General features: G+C 60.6%; 18 protein-coding genes and 2 pseudogenes. 8 read left to right on the forward strand and 12 right to left on the reverse strand.

Annotated elements, in window-relative coordinates; genetic code table 11:
* Window positions 1-72: 72 nt before the first annotated feature.
* The 4 genes from AC0L2A_RS14860 to AC0L2A_RS14875 are packed head-to-tail and all read left to right on the forward strand — an operon-like array spanning window position 73 to window position 4,516.
* A complete protein-coding gene (locus AC0L2A_RS14860; protein WP_128166347.1) occupies window positions 73-1,335 on the forward strand; it encodes an ABC transporter substrate-binding protein in 1,263 nt (420 codons plus the stop codon).
* Between the two features lie 15 nt (window positions 1,336-1,350).
* Window positions 1,351-2,376: a carbohydrate ABC transporter permease gene (locus AC0L2A_RS14865; protein ID WP_473609381.1), complete on the forward strand. Its 1,026-nt coding sequence runs from the start codon at window positions 1,351-1,353 to the stop codon at window positions 2,374-2,376.
* Window positions 2,373-3,425 (forward strand): carbohydrate ABC transporter permease, encoded by a 1,053-nt coding sequence (locus tag AC0L2A_RS14870; RefSeq protein ID WP_473609382.1) that lies wholly within the window; start codon window positions 2,373-2,375, stop codon window positions 3,423-3,425. The genes AC0L2A_RS14865 and AC0L2A_RS14870 overlap by 4 nt, the downstream gene beginning before the upstream one ends.
* Window positions 3,426-3,433: 8 nt before the next feature.
* Entirely contained in the window at window positions 3,434-4,516 is a 1,083-nt protein-coding gene (locus AC0L2A_RS14875) for an ABC transporter ATP-binding protein (protein ID WP_473609384.1), read from the forward strand.
* Window positions 4,517-4,657: 141 nt separating this feature from the next.
* On the opposite strand, the gene AC0L2A_RS14880 is transcribed toward AC0L2A_RS14875, so the two are convergent.
* The 10 genes and pseudogenes from AC0L2A_RS14880 to AC0L2A_RS14925 all read right to left on the reverse strand — a co-directional run bounded on the left by AC0L2A_RS14880 (window position 4,658) and on the right by AC0L2A_RS14925 (window position 12,655).
* Window positions 4,658-4,942 (reverse strand): MurR/RpiR family transcriptional regulator, encoded by a 285-nt coding sequence (locus tag AC0L2A_RS14880; RefSeq protein WP_473609385.1) that lies wholly within the window; start codon window positions 4,940-4,942, stop codon window positions 4,658-4,660.
* A 59-nt stretch (window positions 4,943-5,001) separates the two neighbouring features.
* Window positions 5,002-5,088: pseudogene (locus AC0L2A_RS14885) on the reverse strand (hydroxypyruvate isomerase); the annotation flags it as partial.
* A 5-nt stretch (window positions 5,089-5,093) separates the two neighbouring features.
* Window positions 5,094-5,402 (reverse strand): MocE family 2Fe-2S type ferredoxin, encoded by a 309-nt coding sequence (locus AC0L2A_RS14890; RefSeq protein ID WP_473609386.1) that lies wholly within the window; start codon window positions 5,400-5,402, stop codon window positions 5,094-5,096.
* A gap of 11 nt (window positions 5,403-5,413) precedes the next feature.
* Window positions 5,414-6,373: a sugar phosphate isomerase/epimerase family protein gene (locus AC0L2A_RS14895; protein ID WP_473609388.1), complete on the reverse strand. Its 960-nt coding sequence runs from the start codon at window positions 6,371-6,373 to the stop codon at window positions 5,414-5,416.
* Window positions 6,370-7,374, reverse strand: a complete 1,005-nt coding sequence (locus AC0L2A_RS14900) for a Gfo/Idh/MocA family oxidoreductase (protein ID WP_473609389.1) — start codon at window positions 7,372-7,374, stop codon at window positions 6,370-6,372. The genes AC0L2A_RS14895 and AC0L2A_RS14900 overlap by 4 nt, the downstream gene beginning before the upstream one ends.
* A gap of 138 nt (window positions 7,375-7,512) precedes the next feature.
* Entirely contained in the window at window positions 7,513-8,307 is a 795-nt protein-coding gene (locus tag AC0L2A_RS14905; protein WP_287219718.1) for an ATP-binding cassette domain-containing protein, read from the reverse strand.
* A 58-nt stretch (window positions 8,308-8,365) separates the two neighbouring features.
* Window positions 8,366-9,388 carry an ABC transporter permease gene (locus tag AC0L2A_RS14910; RefSeq protein WP_473609390.1) on the reverse strand — a complete coding sequence of 341 codons (1,023 nt, stop codon included), beginning with the start codon at window positions 9,386-9,388 and terminating at the stop codon, window positions 8,366-8,368.
* Between the two features lie 9 nt (window positions 9,389-9,397).
* Entirely contained in the window at window positions 9,398-10,408 is a 1,011-nt protein-coding gene (locus AC0L2A_RS14915; RefSeq protein WP_473609427.1) for an ABC transporter permease, read from the reverse strand.
* A 137-nt stretch (window positions 10,409-10,545) separates the two neighbouring features.
* On the reverse strand, window positions 10,546-11,481 hold the full coding sequence (locus tag AC0L2A_RS14920) for a sugar ABC transporter substrate-binding protein (protein WP_473609429.1): 936 nt from the start codon (window positions 11,479-11,481) through the stop codon (window positions 10,546-10,548).
* Window positions 11,482-11,608: 127 nt separating this feature from the next.
* The gene (locus AC0L2A_RS14925; RefSeq protein ID WP_473609392.1) at window positions 11,609-12,655 is read right to left on the reverse strand and encodes a sterol desaturase family protein; all 1,047 of its coding nucleotides are present in this window, start codon (window positions 12,653-12,655) and stop codon (window positions 11,609-11,611) included.
* Window positions 12,656-12,823: 168 nt separating this feature from the next.
* Between AC0L2A_RS14925 and AC0L2A_RS14930 the strand changes: the two genes are divergently transcribed.
* A complete protein-coding gene (locus AC0L2A_RS14930) occupies window positions 12,824-13,858 on the forward strand; it encodes a LacI family DNA-binding transcriptional regulator (RefSeq protein ID WP_473609393.1) in 1,035 nt (344 codons plus the stop codon).
* Between the two features lie 163 nt (window positions 13,859-14,021).
* Here AC0L2A_RS14930 and AC0L2A_RS14935 read toward each other — a convergent pair whose 3' ends face one another.
* The gene (locus tag AC0L2A_RS14935; RefSeq protein WP_473609394.1) at window positions 14,022-14,252 is read right to left on the reverse strand and encodes a YjiS-like domain-containing protein; all 231 of its coding nucleotides are present in this window, start codon (window positions 14,250-14,252) and stop codon (window positions 14,022-14,024) included.
* A 45-nt stretch (window positions 14,253-14,297) separates the two neighbouring features.
* Here AC0L2A_RS14935 and AC0L2A_RS14940 point away from each other — a divergent pair, with 45 nt between their 5' ends.
* From AC0L2A_RS14940 to AC0L2A_RS14950, 3 genes are all read left to right on the forward strand, one after another.
* Window positions 14,298-15,281: a LysR family transcriptional regulator gene (locus AC0L2A_RS14940; protein WP_473609396.1), complete on the forward strand. Its 984-nt coding sequence runs from the start codon at window positions 14,298-14,300 to the stop codon at window positions 15,279-15,281.
* Between the two features lie 320 nt (window positions 15,282-15,601).
* Window positions 15,602-16,030 carry a hypothetical protein gene (locus tag AC0L2A_RS14945; protein WP_473609397.1) on the forward strand — a complete coding sequence of 143 codons (429 nt, stop codon included), beginning with the start codon at window positions 15,602-15,604 and terminating at the stop codon, window positions 16,028-16,030.
* Between the two features lie 617 nt (window positions 16,031-16,647).
* Window positions 16,648-16,899, forward strand: coding sequence for a DUF6074 family protein (locus AC0L2A_RS14950; RefSeq protein WP_473609398.1), 252 nt, complete (start codon window positions 16,648-16,650; stop codon window positions 16,897-16,899).
* 246 nt (window positions 16,900-17,145) lie between these two features.
* Here the strand turns inward: AC0L2A_RS14950 and AC0L2A_RS14955 are convergent.
* Window positions 17,146-17,576 (reverse strand): annotated as a pseudogene (locus AC0L2A_RS14955) (Ig-like domain-containing protein); the annotation flags it as partial.

Below are 17,576 nucleotides of genomic sequence, written 5' to 3' on the forward strand. Positions count from 1 at the left end.
AAGGAGCAGGACAAGCAGCTCGGACAGCGACAATCAAGCGGTGAAGACCGCAAAAGCGGAGGAGAGTGAACCATGAGAATGAATTCGATAATCCTGGGCCTTTCGGCGGGCCTTCTGTCGTCGACCGCGTTCGCAGGCGACGTTCGCGTGATGTGGTACTCGGACGGCGTCGAGGGCGAGGTCATACAGGACCTGCTCAACCGCTTCATGAAAGACAATCCGGACATCAACGTCATTCTCGACAATGTCGCCTACAAGGTTGTCCAGGAGCAGCTTCCGGTCGAACTCGAGGCAGGACGGGGCCCCGATATCGCCCGCGTCACCAACATCAAGGAACTCGCCGATCATTGGCTCGACCTGACGCCTGTGGTTGCCGATCCAGCATACTGGCAGACGAATTTCGGCGACCAGTTCGACTGGATGCGCCCTGACGGTTCCAAGGTCATTCCAGGCTTCATGACCCAGATCACGCTGACCGGCGGCTTCGTCAACAAGACGCTTTTCGAACAGGCCGGCGTGCCGATCCCGGCCGACACCGCAACCTGGGACGAATGGGTCGATGCCGCCGGCAAGGTGCAGCAGAGCCAGCAGCTCAACGCCGCCTTTGCCATCGACCGCAGCGGCCATCGTATCTCGGCGGCGAACATCTCTTATGGCGCCAACTACATCGGCGGTGATCGACTGCCGGCGCCGATCGACGCCGGCACGAAAGCCTTCGCCGAAAAGCTGGTCAATTGGGTTGCCGACGGCCGCATGAACAAGGAAATCTGGGTGTCGGCGTCGGGCACCACCTATCGCGCCGGCGCCGACGACTTCATCAATGGGCAGATTGCCTACTATTATTCGGGCAGTTGGCAGGTTGCCAACCTGGCCAGCAAGATCGGCAAGAACTTCGACTGGGTGGCGACGGGCTCGCCGTGCGGCACCGCCGCCTGCACCGGCATGCCGGGCGGCGCCGCGCTGGTCGCCGTCAAATACACCAAGAACCCCGCTGAAGTCGGCAAGGTGATGGACTTCCTGGGCCGCGAGGACATCATGCGCGAATTCACCGAGCGCACCCTGTTCCTGCCCGCACACAAGGGCGTTCTCGCCGGCAAGATCGATTACAAGACCGATGACGAGAACGTCAAGGCGTCGCTCGAAGCCTTCCTGAAGGCATCGGGCAAGATCGCGCCGAATGCCGCCGCGCTGCCGGCATGGAAATGGGGAACTCCGGTTTATGGCGCGCTGGTGACCCGCATCAGTCAGGTCATGGCCGGCGAGTTGAAGCTCGACGAGGCTTTCGTCCGCATCGACGAGGACATCAAGGCACAGGTGGCCGAGGCATCGAAGTAGCGTCGCGGCAGTGTCATGGCAGACGTCCGAAACGGCATAGCAACGCGCGCCGGCGCCATGATCCTGGCGCCGGTCGGCTGGCTTGCGAATTTATTCGATGCGCCACTGCGCATGTTGCAACGGCGCACGGGCAGCAATGGCATGGCCGTGTTCTTCCTGGCGCCGAACATGCTGGTGTTCGGCATTTTCGTGCTGTTTCCGCTGGTCATCAACATCCTCTATTCGATGACCGGTGGCGGGGCGCTGTTCCTCGGCGAGCGCACCTTCGTCGGCGCCGATCAGTATGGGCGGCTGTTCAGTTGCGGCAGCTATCTCGACCCGAAGAGCTGCACGGAGGACCTGTTCTGGATCGCGGTTTGGAACACCCTGGCCTTCGTCGTGCTGCAAGTGGCGATGATGGTCGCCGTGGCGCTTGTCACCGCACTCATACTCAACCGTGAGTTGCGTGCGCGCAGTTTCTGGCGCGCCGTGTTCTTCTTCCCTGTGCTTTTGTCGCCGGTCGTGGTCGGTCTCATCTGGCGCTGGATCCTGCAGCGGCAGGGACTGCTCAACCTGATGGTGTTCGAGGCGGGCGGAACCCCGGTCAACTGGCTGGTGGAGCGCAACTGGGCCTTCACCGCCGCGATCATGGTGTCGGTCTGGGCCCATGTCGGCTTCTACGCGCTGATCCTTCTCGCCGGCCTTCAGGCCATTCCGAAAGACCTCTATGAGGCCGCCGAGATGGACGGCACGCGGCCCATGCGCGTCTTCCGGCGCATAACGCTGCCCTTGCTGGCGCCCAACCTGCTGGTCGTGCTGGTGCTGACACTCATCCGCGCCGTGCAGATATTCGATGAGATCTATGTGCTGACCGGCGGCGGTCCCGGGACCAGCACGCTGTTCCTCACGCAGTACATCTACGAGGTCGGCTTCGCCTCGATGCTGCGCAATCCGGGGCTCGCCTCCGCGGCCTCGATCCTCATGGGAGCGGTGCTGGTCGTGCTGACCTTGATCCAGCTGGGCATCGCAAGGCGCAACGAGCAGCGGGGCAAAATGCGATGAGCAGGGTTGCGGAATTTCTGTTCCGCCGGCGCGGCGGCGCCGGCTGGCACTGGACCGACGTTTTCACCTGGTTTTGGCTGATCGGCGGGCTGCTTGTCATGTTCGGCCCGGCGCTGTGGCTGGTCAACTCGTCGTTCAAGACGCCTGCGGCGCTGGCCGAGTTCCCGCCGACTGTTTTGCCCTATGTCACCGCCGAAGCGATCGTGGAAGGGTATGAGGAGCCGCTGCAGCTCTTTGAAGTGCGCAATGACGACGGCAGCGTGCGCGTGCTCGCCGAAGTGCGCCGCCTCGGCACCGTCGCGCAGATGGTCGATCCCGCCAACCCGGGCGAGATCATACGCGTCAACATCAAGAACCGTACGCCCAAGCGCAGCATCGCCTTCGCGCTCGACAATTATGTCCAGCCTTTCCTCGCCTTTGACTTCTTCCTCTACCTGCGCAACTCGGTCTTCGTCACCGTGGTCGCCACCCTGATTACGCTGCTGACCAATTCGATGGCTGCATTCGCTCTGTCGAAGTACAATTTTCGGGGACGCTCCGCTGTGATGATGCTCATCGTCGCGACGCTGATGGTGCCGCTTTCCGTCATCCTGGTGCCGCTCTATTCGGTCATCTCGGCAATGGGACTGTTCAATTCGCTATGGGGCGTGATCCTGCCGACAGTGGCGACGCCCACGGGCGTCTTCATGCTGCGCCAGTACATGCTGACGATCCCCGACGAGCTGATCGATGCAGCGCGCATGGACAAGGCGTCGGAATGGCAGATCTACTGGCGCATCATCCTGCCGCTGACCGCCCCGGCGCTGGCGGTGCTGGCGATCTTTTCCGTCGTCTGGCGCTGGAACGACTTCCTCTGGCCACTGATCGTCCTGTCGCGCAAGGAGGTCTATACACTGCAGGTTGGTCTCAACACCTATGCCGGCCAACTCAATGTGCAATGGCATTACATCCTGGCCATGACCGTCGTCACCATGATCCCGGTCGTGCTGATGTTCATTTTCCTTCAGCGCTTCATCACCACCGGCATTGCCGGCTCCGGTCTGAAATAGAGGCTATCATGAGCCAGATCACACTCACCGGCGTATCGAGGGCTTTCGGCAAGGTCGGCGTGCTGCACGACATAAATCTCGACATCCTTGACGGCGAGCTGATCGTCTTCGTCGGCCCCTCCGGCTGCGGCAAGTCCACGCTGCTGCGGCTCATCGCCGGGCTTGACCGGCCGACAGGCGGCGTCATCGCGATCGACGGCAAGGACGTGACCACCGTTCCGGCCGCCGACAGGGGATTGGCGATGGTGTTCCAATCCTACGCGCTGTACCCGCACATGAGCGTGCGCCAGAACCTGGCCTTCGGACTGGAGAACGCCCGTATGGCGCGCGCCGAAATCGATGCGCGCATCGCCGAAGCCGCGCGGATGCTGGAAATCGCGCCATATCTCGACCGGCGCCCCGGCCAGCTCTCCGGCGGCCAGCGCCAGCGCGTCGCGATCGGCCGCGCCATCGTGCGCAATCCAACCGCTTTCCTGCTCGACGAGCCGCTGTCCAATCTCGACGCCGAACTGCGCATCTCGACACGCGCCGAACTGGCCGCCCTGCACGAGCGGCTGTCGGCGACGATGGTCTATGTCACGCACGACCAGATCGAGGCGATGACGCTTGCCGACCGCATCGTCGTGCTGCGCGCCGGCCGCATCGAGCAGATTGGCACGCCGCTCGAGCTCTACAACCATCCGGCCAATCTGTTCGTCGCCGGTTTCATCGGTGCACCGCGTATGAACTTCCTGCCGGTAAAGGTGGCACCCGGGGGCGCTGGCCGGTCAAGCCTCACGTTGGACGCTTCAGCTGGATTCGAGATCGACGGGAACGTCAGCGCGGCCAATGGCGACGTGACGCTCGGGCTGCGGCCACATCACATCAGCCTCGCCGATGCCGGCAAGGGAGACGTTGCGGCCCGCGTCGCGCTGGTCGAAGCCCTCGGCTCCGAGACGATCGTCCACACCAGGACAAGCGGCGGCCAGACCATGCTGGCGGTTGTCGCCGGACAATATCCGGTGGCTTCCGGCGACACGGTGGATCTGAAGTTCGATACCAGCCATCTGCATCTTTTCGATGACACCGGCCTGCGCATCGCTGTGAGTTAGAAGTCGGCTAACCCCGTCTGGGGTGGCGTTGGACGATGACTGGGCGTCCCGGCATTGCTCTGGATCGCGTTCGTGCAAGAACAATCAAACTGGTCGCTGTAGGGAGCGCCACATGTTGCCCGTGTTATGCCATGGTCCTTCTCAGCCGTTCGCCTTCACGTGTTCTTCCTGAAGTTTGAAACGATGCAGTATATGATTTCGGAAGCAGCTCTGCATTTCCTCAAACGACCCAAACCCGAGACGCGATGCAAGTCGGGACACGGTCGCGGGTGATACATGGCATCGGCGCGCGATTGCGGCGGCATTTTCGAAAGCCACGTAATCCGGCTCCGCAAATATCACCCGGGCGACAGCCTCCGACTTCGCCGGAAGTGTCAGTTCCCTTTTGGCAATCAGCGCTTTGAGCTCGTCAAGCGTCATGCCCATAATCAGCCTCCGCAGGGGATCAGGCAGCCTTGTATGTCAAACAGCGCTTTGGCGATGAATGGCCAATTCATTTCGGCGCGCCAAGTAATCGGGCGATCGCGCCAGAGCATCTCGGCGCAGGCTGCAAGCTGGAACGGCTGGTCCATATGGCTCAGATCTCGATCATGATGCGGCCATTTTCGACCTTCGTTTTGTATGTCTTGAGATTCTCGCAAGCTGGCGGGGTCTCTACGTCCCCAGTCGTGAAGTCGAAGACGGATGCGTGTTTAGGACACTCCACTGTATTCCCCATTACGAGACCGTCAGCGAGGTGAATACTCTCGTGCGTGCAAAGCCCGTCGGTGCAGAAATATTCGTCCGCATCATTTCGAAAGATCGCAAAGGTGCGACCGCCATGATCGAAGCGCTTGGCTTCCTCGGCTTCGATGTCGTCGGCGGCACAGGCGACGATCCAAGGCATGGAACCTTCCTTCAGATGGCTTGCGGTTTGTAGTCGGCGGGGGCGGACGGCATGACCCCCTGCAGTAGCGCCACGGACTTTTCGAGTCCCTCCAGGGAGTTCAGGAGCACGTCCTCATGCTCGATGGAAAGCCAGCCGTCATAGCCGGCCATCTTGAGGCGATAGCAGAATTGCCGCCACCACTCCTCGCCATGGCCGAAGCCAAGCGTGATGTAGCTCCATGACCGGGCCGGAAGATCCATCAGGCTGCCATTCTCGAGCAGAGATGTCGTCGCCTGCACTGGTGCGTTGAGCATCGTGTCCTTGGCATGAACGTGATAAACCGCCTCGCCCAACGATTGGGCCGCCGCCAGCGGGTCGGCACCCATCCAGAACAGATGCGAAGGGTCCAGATTCGCCCCTACGACCGGTCCGACCGCCTGTCGCAGCTTCAGAAGCGAGGGCACGTTGAAGACACACTGGTTGCCGTGGAGTTCAAGCGCGATGCGCTCCACGCCGTTCTCTTCAGCCAACGCCACGATCTCGGTCCAGAAGGGAATCAGCTTCTCTTCCCACTGGTGTTTCAAAATGGCCTGTGTTTCCGGAGGCCACGACGAGACGACCCAGTTGGGCATGGTATCTGCAGCGTTGCCGGCCGGGAGGCCGCTCATGGTGCAGACCGTCCGGATGCCCATTTCGCCCGCGACGCGAATAGTGGTTTTCAGCCCTTCGCCCTGGGCCGGGTCGGTCGGGTGTAGCGGGTTGCCGTTTGCGTTGAGGCTGATGATTTCCAGGCCGCGCTCCTCGAACGCGCCAACGAAGCGCTTCTGGCCTTCCCTGTTGCCCAGCATGGGCGAAAGCCGAAAATGCGGCGCGGTGGACCAGCCACAGGTGTTTACCTCGACGCCGGAGACACCCATGCGCTTCGCATGATCCAGCATCGTTTCGAAGGGCAGGTTGCCGAGGCTGTCTGAAACGAAACCCAGCTTCACGTGTAAAACTCCGGCTTTGCAATCATTTGGACGGGTATGCGGCGGCCCTCGTGCAACGCCTTCACGCCCGCCTCGGCAACGACGGCGGCGCAATAACCGTCCCAGCAATTCGCAGCGGTTGCCGGGAACTCACCAGTCATGGCGAAGCGTAGGAAGTCGCGGTTCTGCCGACGGTAGGCATCGGCATAGCGGGTTCGCCAGTCGGCGTCGTAGCTCGTGCTCTGTGCAAGCACAGAATCGATGCGAGTGTAGGCGACGTTGTTCATCGCAACGGTCCCTCGCTCGCCGATCAGCTCGGCACGGACATCGTAACCATATGCGGCATTGTTGTTGATCTCGATGTTGACGAGTTGGCCATCGACCGTCTCCAGCACGATGAAGACAGGCGCGACTCGGGCATCTGAGCGTTTCGGCTGGAAGGCCGAGATCGACGCATATTCCGTCGAGACCACATAGCGCACGACATCGAACTCGTGTGGAGCCGAATTGGTGATAGCCATAGCGCCGGTGAAATCTGCAGCCGGCGTTTCGACATTGCGGTGAAAATTGTGCATCATCAGGGGCCGGCCAAGGCGGCCGTCTGCTAGCGCCCGTTTCATCTCCTGGTAGGAGCGATCGTAACGCCGCATGAAGCCAAGCTGGACGAATTTCGCGCCCGCCTTCTGTTCGGCCTCCATCACAGCGATACAGTCAGCCGACGCTTGGGAGAGGGGCTTTTCGCACAAGACACGCTTGCCGGCGGCAATACAGACCTTCGACAGCGGCGCATGCGTGGCATCGGGACTCGCCACAATGATTGCGTCCACGTCCTTCCGCGCGGCAACGCCTTCCGGATCGGTGGAGATGTCGGGCGCACCAAAGGTGTCGGCAACAGTGCGGGCACGCGCCTCATCCCTATCGCACACCAGCTGAAGGCTTGCTCCGGGAAGGTCTTCCGCCACTATCCTGGCGTGGTCGGCGCCCATCACACCGGCACCGATCACCGCAATCCGTATTGTCATATTTCTTCTGCTTTGTTCGACGTGAAGTGGCTTGTGGCGCCAAGGGTCATCAGGGCCGGTCGACGGCAGAGGTTTCCCGAGGAAAACGATCGAGCCGCCCGCCGATCCAGCTCGAAAGACGGCGCATTGTCATTGTGATCATGCATGCAGTTCATGCTCGATTTCCGCCTCGAGGTCAGCCATGGTTTCACCGCCGGCCATCAGGTCGGTGATCTCCTCGCGGGTCTTCTCGCGCTTCCGGAAATCGGCTGCGATCGCACCGCGAATGAGGACGGCGAAATGGTCTCCCACCGCCATCGCGTGCATCACCTGGTGGGTGATGAAGACGACCGCGAGACCGCGCCGCTTGGCTTCATTGACGATGCGCAGCACGTGAGCTGCCTGCTTGACGCCGAGCGCTGCCGTCGGCTCATCGAGGATCAGAACACGAGCGCCGAAATGCACGGCGCGGGCAATGGCCAAAGACTGGCGTTCGCCGCCTGACAGGCCACCGACCAGCCGGTCGCCGTCGTCGATACGCGTGATGCCGAAATCCCGCACCGCTTTCACCGCGATCTCGTTGGCGCGCTTGCGGTCGTAGATCTTGAACGGACCCCAACCCTTTGTCGGCTCCAACCCAACGAAGAAGGAGCGGCCAATGCTCATCAAGGGGAACGTTCCGCCGAACTGGTGCACGGTGGCAATGCCCCGCTCCTGCGCAGCGCTCGGACGGTCGAAGCTGACCGCCTTTCCGTCCATCAGGATCTCGCCGCTGGTCGGCTTGTGGACGCCTGCCAACACCTTGATGAGAGTGGACTTCCCGGCGCCGTTGTCGCCGAGGAGACACAAGACCTCACCCCGGCGAATTTGCAGCGAGATGTTATGCAACACGTCGATCGGGCCGAAAGACTTGTTGACATTTTTCAGTTCGAGAATGGCAGGTTTTTCGCTCATGATTGTCGCATCTTTCGTTCTTCCAAGCAGTCGCTGATCGCAACTGCAGCCGCATCGCTCAGTGCTGTATGGGTGCCCTCGGCACGCTTTGTTTTGAACCTCGCCAATAAGACAGAGCCAGTTCCCGGAATGCCTGATTCATCAGAACCGCCGTCAAAAGCATCACGCCGATGATCAGGTTCGACCAGTTCCGGTCGATCTGGGTGAAGTAGATGCCCTGGCTGACAATGGCGAACGTGATGGTACCGACGAAGATGCCGATGACCGAGCCGAACCCTCCCGTGAGCAGCACGCCGCCGACCACCACGGACACGATCGCGTTGAAGATGAAGTTCATTCCGCCGGAAACCTGGGCCGAGTTGAACAGGATCGCCTGGCACATGCCAACGAATGTGGCGCTGACGGCGGACAGCACGAACAGTGCGATGGTCATGCGGCTTGTCGGAATGCCTGCATTGCGGGCGCTGACGCGATCGCCGCCCATTGCAAACAGCCAGTTGCCATAGCGGGTCTTGTGCAGCACGAAGCCAATGATGACAGCGAACACTACCCACCAGACGATGATGACCTGGTGGCTTCCACCGATAAGCTGTCCGAACAGGAATTTGGCCCATTCGGGAGCGGTGACGGCAACGCTGGCGTTGCCAGTTAACAACACGGACCCACTGAGCACCAAGCCCTGCATCGCAACCAGGGTGGCGAGCGTAATGATCAACGAAGGCACCGAGGTGCGGATCGTCAGCAAACCATTGACGAGGCCGACCGCCACACCGACCGCCAGGGCGCCGGCCATGCCCACCGCGATGGGCAGGTCATAGTAGCCGCTAAGGATCGCGGTGGTCATAGAGCCCGCGGGAATCAATGCGCCGATGGAGATGTCGAGTTCACCCGAGATCATCAGCAGACCGACCGGAATGGCGACAATGCCGAGATTGGCGGCGAAATTCACCCAGCTCGCCGCGCCAAGGAGTGTGCCCAGGTCCACGCCACCGAAAAATACGAAGAACAGCACCACCCCGATCAGGCTGAGGATCGAGCCGGCTTCCGGGCGGCGCAACAAGGATTTGATTGCCTCAGTCATGGCGGTCCCTCAAGCCTTCTTCGATGAGTAGCTGAGCGCCAGCTGCCGAAAGGTGTCGTTGGTGAGTACGGCGATCAGGAGAAGCGCGCCGATGATGACGCTTCCCATGTTGGGATCGATACTCGTGAAGTAGATGCCCTGATTTACGATAGAGAAGGTGATCGTGCCGAACACGATACCTACGACCGAGCCAAATCCGCCGGTAAGCAGAACGCCCCCGATGACCACGCACATGATCGAATTGAAGATGAAGGACTGCCCAGCCAGAACCTGAGCGCTCTGGTAGACCATCACCTGGCTGACTCCGACGAACGCGGCGGAAAACCCCGAAAGCATGAATAGACCTATGGTAAGCCGCTTGGTGGGGATGCCCGCGTTGCGCGCGCTCTCCTTGTCGCCCCCGAGTGCATAGATCCAGTTGCCCACGGGCGAAATGTGGAGGAGCCAGAGAAGGGCGGCGATGTAGACGAGCCACCAGAGAATCGTCACTTGGAACATGCCCCCGAGATATTGGCCGAGAAGCATCTTCGTGAGTTCGTCGGGTACCAGCGAGACACCGGTGCTGCCGGCGATCATCACCGTAAGACCCAGCGTCAGGCCCATTGTGCCGAACATCGTTCCTATTGTGATTATCAGCGACGGGATCGTGGTTCGCGTGACGAACACGCCGTTGATCAAGCCGATGGCGAGACCGAGCCCAAGCGCGGCCGTGATGCCGAGCCAATCAGGCAGGCCATAGTAGCCGGATATGATCGCAGCCGTTAGGGAGGCCGCGGGAATCACGGCGCCGACCGAGATGTCCAGTTCACCAGCGATCATCAGCAGCCCTATCGGCAGAGCGATGATGCCGATCTCGGAGGCGATGCTCAGCCAACTGGCCGTACCGGCTGCTGACAAAAAGCCACTGCCTCCGAATATGGCGAAGAACAGAAAGACTGCGACCATGCCCAGGAACGAGCCCGTCTCGGGCCGCCGCGCCAGACGACCTAGGGCCAGTCCAGAACCGCCGCGGTTTGCCATCGGCGTTGGGGTGGATGTCACGGGATGTGCCGTCATCATGGGTAATCCGCGAGTTATCGAGCGCCAAAATTGGGGGTCGCTATGGAAGTACAATGAACTGGCCGCCCGCCTCACAAGGCGGGCGGTCGTAAGGACACCTAGCGCGCGCCGGCCTTCACGCCGGCAATGGTCAGCTCGACAGTGTTCTTGTCGATGATACCAGGACCGGTGAGGATCTCGCGCGTCGGCACAGTCAGCCCGTAGTTTATCTTGCCATTCAAGATCGAGACGGCGAGGTAGCCTTGCCAGTAGCCCTGCTGGTCGATCGCGCAGGCCTGCTTCCCGTCTCTGATGTTGTTCAGGATGGTCTCGTCAAAGTTGATGCCGCACAGCTGAACCTGCCCGGCCTTGCCGGCCTGGGTGAGGCCGTTCATGGCCGAATTGGCGTCGACATTGCCGATGGTGAACACAGCGGTTACGTCTTGATGCTGCAGAAGATAGGCCTTCACCGCCTGCGCTACTGCTGTTGCCGAGCCGAAAGAGGTGGCTGGCAACGGCAACACATCGGCCTCGCCGCCGCCATTCTTCATCCCCTCCTTGAAGCCACCACAATAGGCCTCGATATTGGCCGCACCCGGCAGTGTGTTGATGCAGACGCCTTTCTTGTTGCCGGCCTTGGCGAGATATTCGCCGCCGGCGACGCCGCCCTTGTAGTCGTCCGAGCCGACATAGTTCATGGCGCCGAGGCGATCTGCCGCCTGCAAACCGCCGGCATTGTAGATGACAAGCGGGATGCCAGCGTCCACAACCGCCTTGAACGCCGGATCCATGGCTTCCGGCACCCAGTCAGGACCGACAATGGCGTCGGCCTTCTGGTCGATGGCTTGGCGGATCAGTTCGGCCGCGTCCACACCCAGATTGTCGTAGTTCTGCGGCCCGAGCCAGGTGACTTTACCGCCTTGAGCTTCAACGACCTTCCCGGCGTCCTCGGCACCACGCTTGACGATCGACCAGAATGGATCGTCCGGCTTGCCGCCGATAACGAAGATGTCGGCGGCGAGCGTCACACCGGTGCTGAATGCGGTAAGCACCATTGCCGACACGAGCGTCTTGAAAAGTTTCATGGTCTTCCTCCCAAATTGACCCGCCCCGCGGGTCTGAAAAAACATGGCTGATCCGCTCCCCCTCCTCCGGGCACGCAAGCGAAACAGCGGCGGTTGATTACTCTGCCGGCATGTCTGAGGCCTTGCCGTCGGGAGCTTCCTGCTTGGCGCGGAGCTTTTCCTTCTTCTTGCGAAAGCGCGCCTTCATAGCCTCGTCGGCCTCCTTGCTTCCGTCGTGCCAAGTGCCGAAAAGCTTATCGAGAGGGACCAGACCGTCACCGCCGTAGTTCACCTCGAAATACTTGTGGTGCAGGTAGTGGACGTAGGAATGGCTATCGAGCTTGACCTTGTCGGTGAGTTCGAAGGTCTCAAACCCAAGATGGCCATTCACCGCTCCGAAGCCGGCCCCATGCAGCGTGAAGTACGCGCAGACCGGGTTGGATGGGATCAGCAGGTGCAGCCAGGCTTCGGCATGGTAGAGGACCCCTTCCACCGGATGCATGGACAGCGACGACCACGGACTGGGGTTGATCGAGTTGTGGTGAACCGAGTGCACCCATTTGTAGAGCGGCGGCCAATGGATGGCGCGGTGCAGGAAAAAGAAATAGATCTCATGCACGGCCGGTGCGATGATGACGAGGAACGATAGGTAAAGCCAATTCGTCGTCCAGGGCAGCCAGACCGCCCAGCTATTGGCGTAGGCCCAAAGCATCACGATTTCGACCACGGTCCACAGCGGTATGGTGATGAAAAACGATCGGCCGAAATTGTCGATATTCTGGCTCTGAAACCAGAAGACGTCGGACGGCGCGTCGGAGGGGAATTTCGGATTATACTTGAAGCGGTTCTCTTGCTTGCGCTGGAAATAATAGCGCAGCTCAAAGAACCCGTAGAAGAGAAAAATGCCCCCCGCGTTCAGGCCGTAAAGCCAAAGGTAGTTGAGCAGCGAAAAGGTTGCCAGGTTCTCCCAGCTCGGAATGAGCAAGTTGACCCAGATGATTGCCGTGCCCATGTGGAACGCATTCCAAGGCCAAAGAAACTCGGGAATCCAAGCCAGTACCTTCTTGGCGTTGAACGGGCGATGCCAGATCGGCACCGGCTCGGCGCGGCGGTGCGGGACCCAGTTTCCGCGTTTGTCGCGCGTTCCATACTGAAGGTCATCCATCTGAACAGCGCCTCCTGGCCGACCAATCCCGGTCTGCCTTCACCCGATTGGCCTCAACGGAGGCGATTCATATCGGAGGCTTGATATCGTCGGAACACAAAAATAGTATTGAGGTTGCATTTGTATCATAATGTCTCACTCATGATGATACAGTAGAGGGACGGTTCTATGAGGCGACCGACGATTCGCGACCTCGCTCAAACCGCTGGCGTATCAGTGGCCACCGTGAACAGAATCCTCAGCGGCACTGTTTCCGTTCGCCCAAAAACCGTGCAACGAGTACAAAGCGCAGCCGAAGAAATCGGGTTCTATGGGATCGGAGCGATCGACGACCGAGCCAAGAAACTATCGCCCCATCACCGATTTGGTTTCCTGCTGCAGCAATCTACCCGTGAACTCTACCAACTGTTCGGAAAGAAAATCATCGCAGCCTGTCGCGATCGTCGCGACGAGGTGGTCGAGGCTGTCGTCGAGTTTGTCGATCTACTGACGCCGGAGACTATCTCTAGCCGCCTCATCGCGCTTGGCGACTCTTGCGACGCAGTCGCGGTGGTTGCCGCAGATCACCCAATCATAGGTCAGGCCATCCGTTCACTGAAGGAAATGGGGAAACCCGTTGTTGCTTATATTACTGACCAATCCGCGCCGGAACGGGCAGCGTACGTGGGGACGGACAACTGGAAGCTGGGACGCACAGCGGCATTCTTGGTTGCGCAAACCACCCAAGGTCCAGGGCGCATTGCGGTTTTCATAGGCAATCACCGGTATCAATGCCAAGACGTTTCAGACGCCAGCTTCCGTTCGTATTTGCGCGAACACGCTCCACGGCTCGCAGTGGAAGAAAGTCGCCCTACTCGTGAGGAATCGAGCGAGGCTTACCGTATGGTAGCCGAACTCCTGAAGACGACTGATGACCTTGTGGGAATTCTGATCGTCGGTGGTGGAATAACCGGGGTGCTCCGTGCGCTGCGAGAGGTTCCTGCCGAAAGGCGGGCGGGGATCAAGCTGGTTTGCCGTGACATTGGACCCGAGACGCGAAAAGGCTTGTCCGAGGGAATGATCACCGCAGCGCTTTGTCATCCACTCGAGGCGACCTCGGCCCTCCTTGTGCAGACGATGATTGACGTGATTGGACCGCAAGCACCGGTCGCGACCCTTCAGCGTTCTATACCTTTTGAGATAGTCACGCCGGAAAACATCTGACGCATTTATCTCAACGATGCCTCAGAGGGATTCTAGTCGGAACACCCGCGCGCCGATGTCATAGGCCATCGCCAGCGCGCGGCGCCACCGCCGCCCAGGTGCCGATCCCGATGCGCGGTACCGAGCGGCCATCCCAAAGCTCCATCATCTCATACCCGCCTCCTCAACGACGCAGGCTGGCGTGGCGGGCATGCTCGCGGATCTCTTCGCGATAAATGCCAGCATCCGCCAGTGTGCTGTCTGAGGCCTGCCTCAAGCTCGCAAGCGTCTGGCGATAGGCCAGCCAGCGGGCGAAACGGTGTCGAAGTTTATCGAACATGATCGTCTCCTTTGCGCGCAGAATGGCCGCGCGCTGGGGTTGGTCGAAAATGCAAAGCATCTGCGCGAAGCGCATGCGCGTTTCGCAAGGATTCGCTGACTTCTTGGCCAGCCGAGGCGCTTGTCACTGTCGCTCCAGGCAGGATTGTCCAACGCCTTCAATGCCTGCATACTTGCGCGTGATGCCCGCTTCGCGCTACAGCCACGCTCGCAAGGAGTTTTTCATTTCTGCAAAATGGATATCGACTGGGACGATCTGAGGTTGTTTCTCGACGTTGCGCGGCTGGGTGGCTTGAGCGCAGCGACGGGACCCACGCGCCTCAGCGCAGCCACACTTGGACGACGCGTCACTGCGCTCGAGAAGCAGATCGGCGAACCGCTGTTCGTGCGCCAGCAGACAGGCTACCGGCTGACCCCGGTCGGTGAAGAACTGCTGCGGCGCGCCGAAGACGTCGAGGCAGCAATGCAGTCGCTGACCCGCTGGCGCGAGGGAAACCTGCCCGACCGCATTGTCCGCGTCTCGGCCGGGCCATGGACCTCAGCCTTCGTTTCCGCCCATATCGGCGAGATCTGGACGGTCGATGACGGCATAAGGGTGGAGCTCGTCACCACCACCGACCGCGTCGACATCGGCCGCCGTGCCGCCGACATCGGCATACGCGGCGAGCGACCGACCGAGCAGTGGCTGGCCGGCCGTCAGAGCGGCAAGGTCGCCTACGCCATTTATTCCGGACGCCGCCTGATCAACGGCATCGCCGCCGGGTTGTTCGTCGGCGCCACCGGCGAAGCGGCAAACATTGCCTCGGCGCGCTGGCTGCAAGCCCATCACGGCGACCGCATCGCCGTGCGCGGCAACAACACCCATTCGGTGCGCGAACTGGTGGCCGCCGGCGCCGGCCTTTCGATCTTTCCGTGCTTCGTCGGTGACAGCGATCCGCGGCTGGTCCGCGTCGCTCAGCCTATCCCCGAGCTGGAAACCGACCAATGGATCGTCACCCATCACGAGGAACGTCACGCGCCGCAGGTACGAAAAGTCGCCGACCGGATTGCCGCCTTGATGAGGGCGCACCAGCCGCTGTTTCGCGGCGAGACGCCGATCCGGTAAGCCTCAGGCGTCGATCGGCCGCCAGTTGAGCCGCATGCTGGCACTCATGCCCTGGCCGGGCTCCGGTTGACCTAGGCGAGGATCATCGACGAACTACTTGTGCTTGTCAGCGAGTGGCAGAGCGAGTGGCAGAAGGAATCCAATTTCTCGCAATTCTTGCCGAGCTCAGCTATCGTGCGCACGGCAGAGGGAAGGCCACTCCGCTCGCCGCTTCTGCGCTTCACGCTGCCTTGCCTAGGATGAACGCTAGTCTATCGCCACCAGGCGCCATGTTTGATTTTTCTTGCAGGGATTAATTGGTTCAAGGAAGACGGGCGCCAATGCCGAAGTCAATCTACGCCGTCGTTAAGCGGAAGCTTAAATCGCATGGCGTTCAGAACTACTCTGATGGCAGACTCGCGATCGAGGACAAGCGGCTATTTCTTGACTTCGTCCGTCTTGAGAGAGCGATACGGCTTAGCGACTTTGACGCGGTACAATCGGCTGTAGAGGCGATCCGCGACCGGACCACCCTGATGGGCAAGAGGCAGCTCTTGGTGTTCGCCTACATGTACGCCAGATTCTCCGATGCAACCCCGAACTACACGCACTTGGATATACCCCTTGATGGAGGTGGAATTCGCAGAACCCTGGACTATCGACGCGAGGTTTCACCCACCGATCGCCTCGTAGCCGATTGGGCCAGTGTCTGGTACGATCGTTATTCCCAAAGCTTCTTTCGCGCGCTTTCCCAGAGCAACTCGAAATGAGGCGTTGGTGGACAGCTGATGCGCCGCCTCTTTCCGCCGCTTCGCCTCTTCTTGACGCCGGCGCTCGTTGCGCTTCGCCACCCGTCGTCATGCTCCGATGAAAGGGTTTGGCGAAGGCGCTATCTGAATCTCTTCTTGGCTCTTTCATAGCGTGGATACCTATAATTGCGGTGACAGTGCACATTTTGCCAGTTTGCTCAGTTCGACTTGCATTGCCGCGCCGCCGATGTCGAAATCGGGCGGCCGGTGAAAATAGTGCACTGTCACCGCAATTTCCGTAATTTCGGTGCGTGAACTGGTGGCCGCCGGCGCCGGCCTTTCGATTTTCCCGTGCTTCGTCGGTGACAGCGATCCGCGGCTGGTTCGCGTCGATCGGCCGCCAGCTGATCCGCATGCTGGCACTCGTGCCGGACTCCTGCGGCGTCACGCCAGGCCGTAATACTTCAACAGGGACTCGAACTCGCCATGCCGCTGCGTCCAGCCGCTATTCGCGGCACCGACCATCGCGCCCAGCGGACGCTTTGTTCCATGGCTGAACACCGTCAAAAAGAGCGCTGTTAACCAAATTTTCTAACCCGCCAATGCTTATTCGCGCGACTGAAGGGGTGAGGTGATCGATGTGCGATTCAAACATAAGCGCATTTCCGCTGCATCGGCGGCGGAAATTGGTCGAAGGGATCGCCCTGGTCCTGGAGTCCAAGAACGGGGAGGACGCGAACGCCTTCTGGCGCAACACCGCCAAGGCAATTCTCGTTCAACTGTCCGAATCAGGAATTGCACCTGGGCTGGCGAAACAGGAAGTCGGAACGCTTCTTCATGCTGTCTTGGATGATATAGCCACCCGCAGTGCGGCGAAACTAGCACAATAGCATCGGCTGGCTCACGACGATGGATTGCCGCGTGCACCACTGCATCCGTCAAATGCAAGGTTTTTCAATGCGGATGAAAAGATAACCGCGTTCGTCGAAATCATGCCTCACCGTTGCAGACACCAGCCAGTCGGGTCATGAAGGGCTCGGATGAGCCCTGACGCCCCTTACTGTGCAATCGGGGAGGAAATCCTGCGCATGGGCGCGATCACGTTCGGTCTATGCAGCTGCCCCCACCATGCGCGCCTATAACACGAAGAACTCGTCCACCGTGAGGAATGTGCTCGGGTCCAGGGCGGCAAACTTGACAGTCGCCGCTCCTCCTGCTCCGTCCACATCGAACAGCAGATCGCCGGTCTCCTTGTCATAAATGATATGATCGTTGTCATCGATGGCGTGCTTGCCGACGACGAAAACCGCAGCGGAAAGCGAGCCGGCCGACAGCCCGACGAATGCGGAGCTGTCCAGCCAGAACACATCGTCGAGCGCATTGAAGTCTTCTATCCTGTCGTAGTTCGCCGGCCCAAGTGCGTCGAACACGAAGACATCCCTGCCCCCCTCGCCGGCCAGCCGGTCGCGGGCCGCCCCGCCCAATTGGGTTTGGTGGCCCCCCCCCCCCCCCCAGGAGGGGGGGCCCGGCGCGCCCCCCCGCGCCCGCGCGGCCCCAGGGACACCCC

It is taken from the genome of Mesorhizobium sp. WSM4844 (assembly GCF_055811775.1).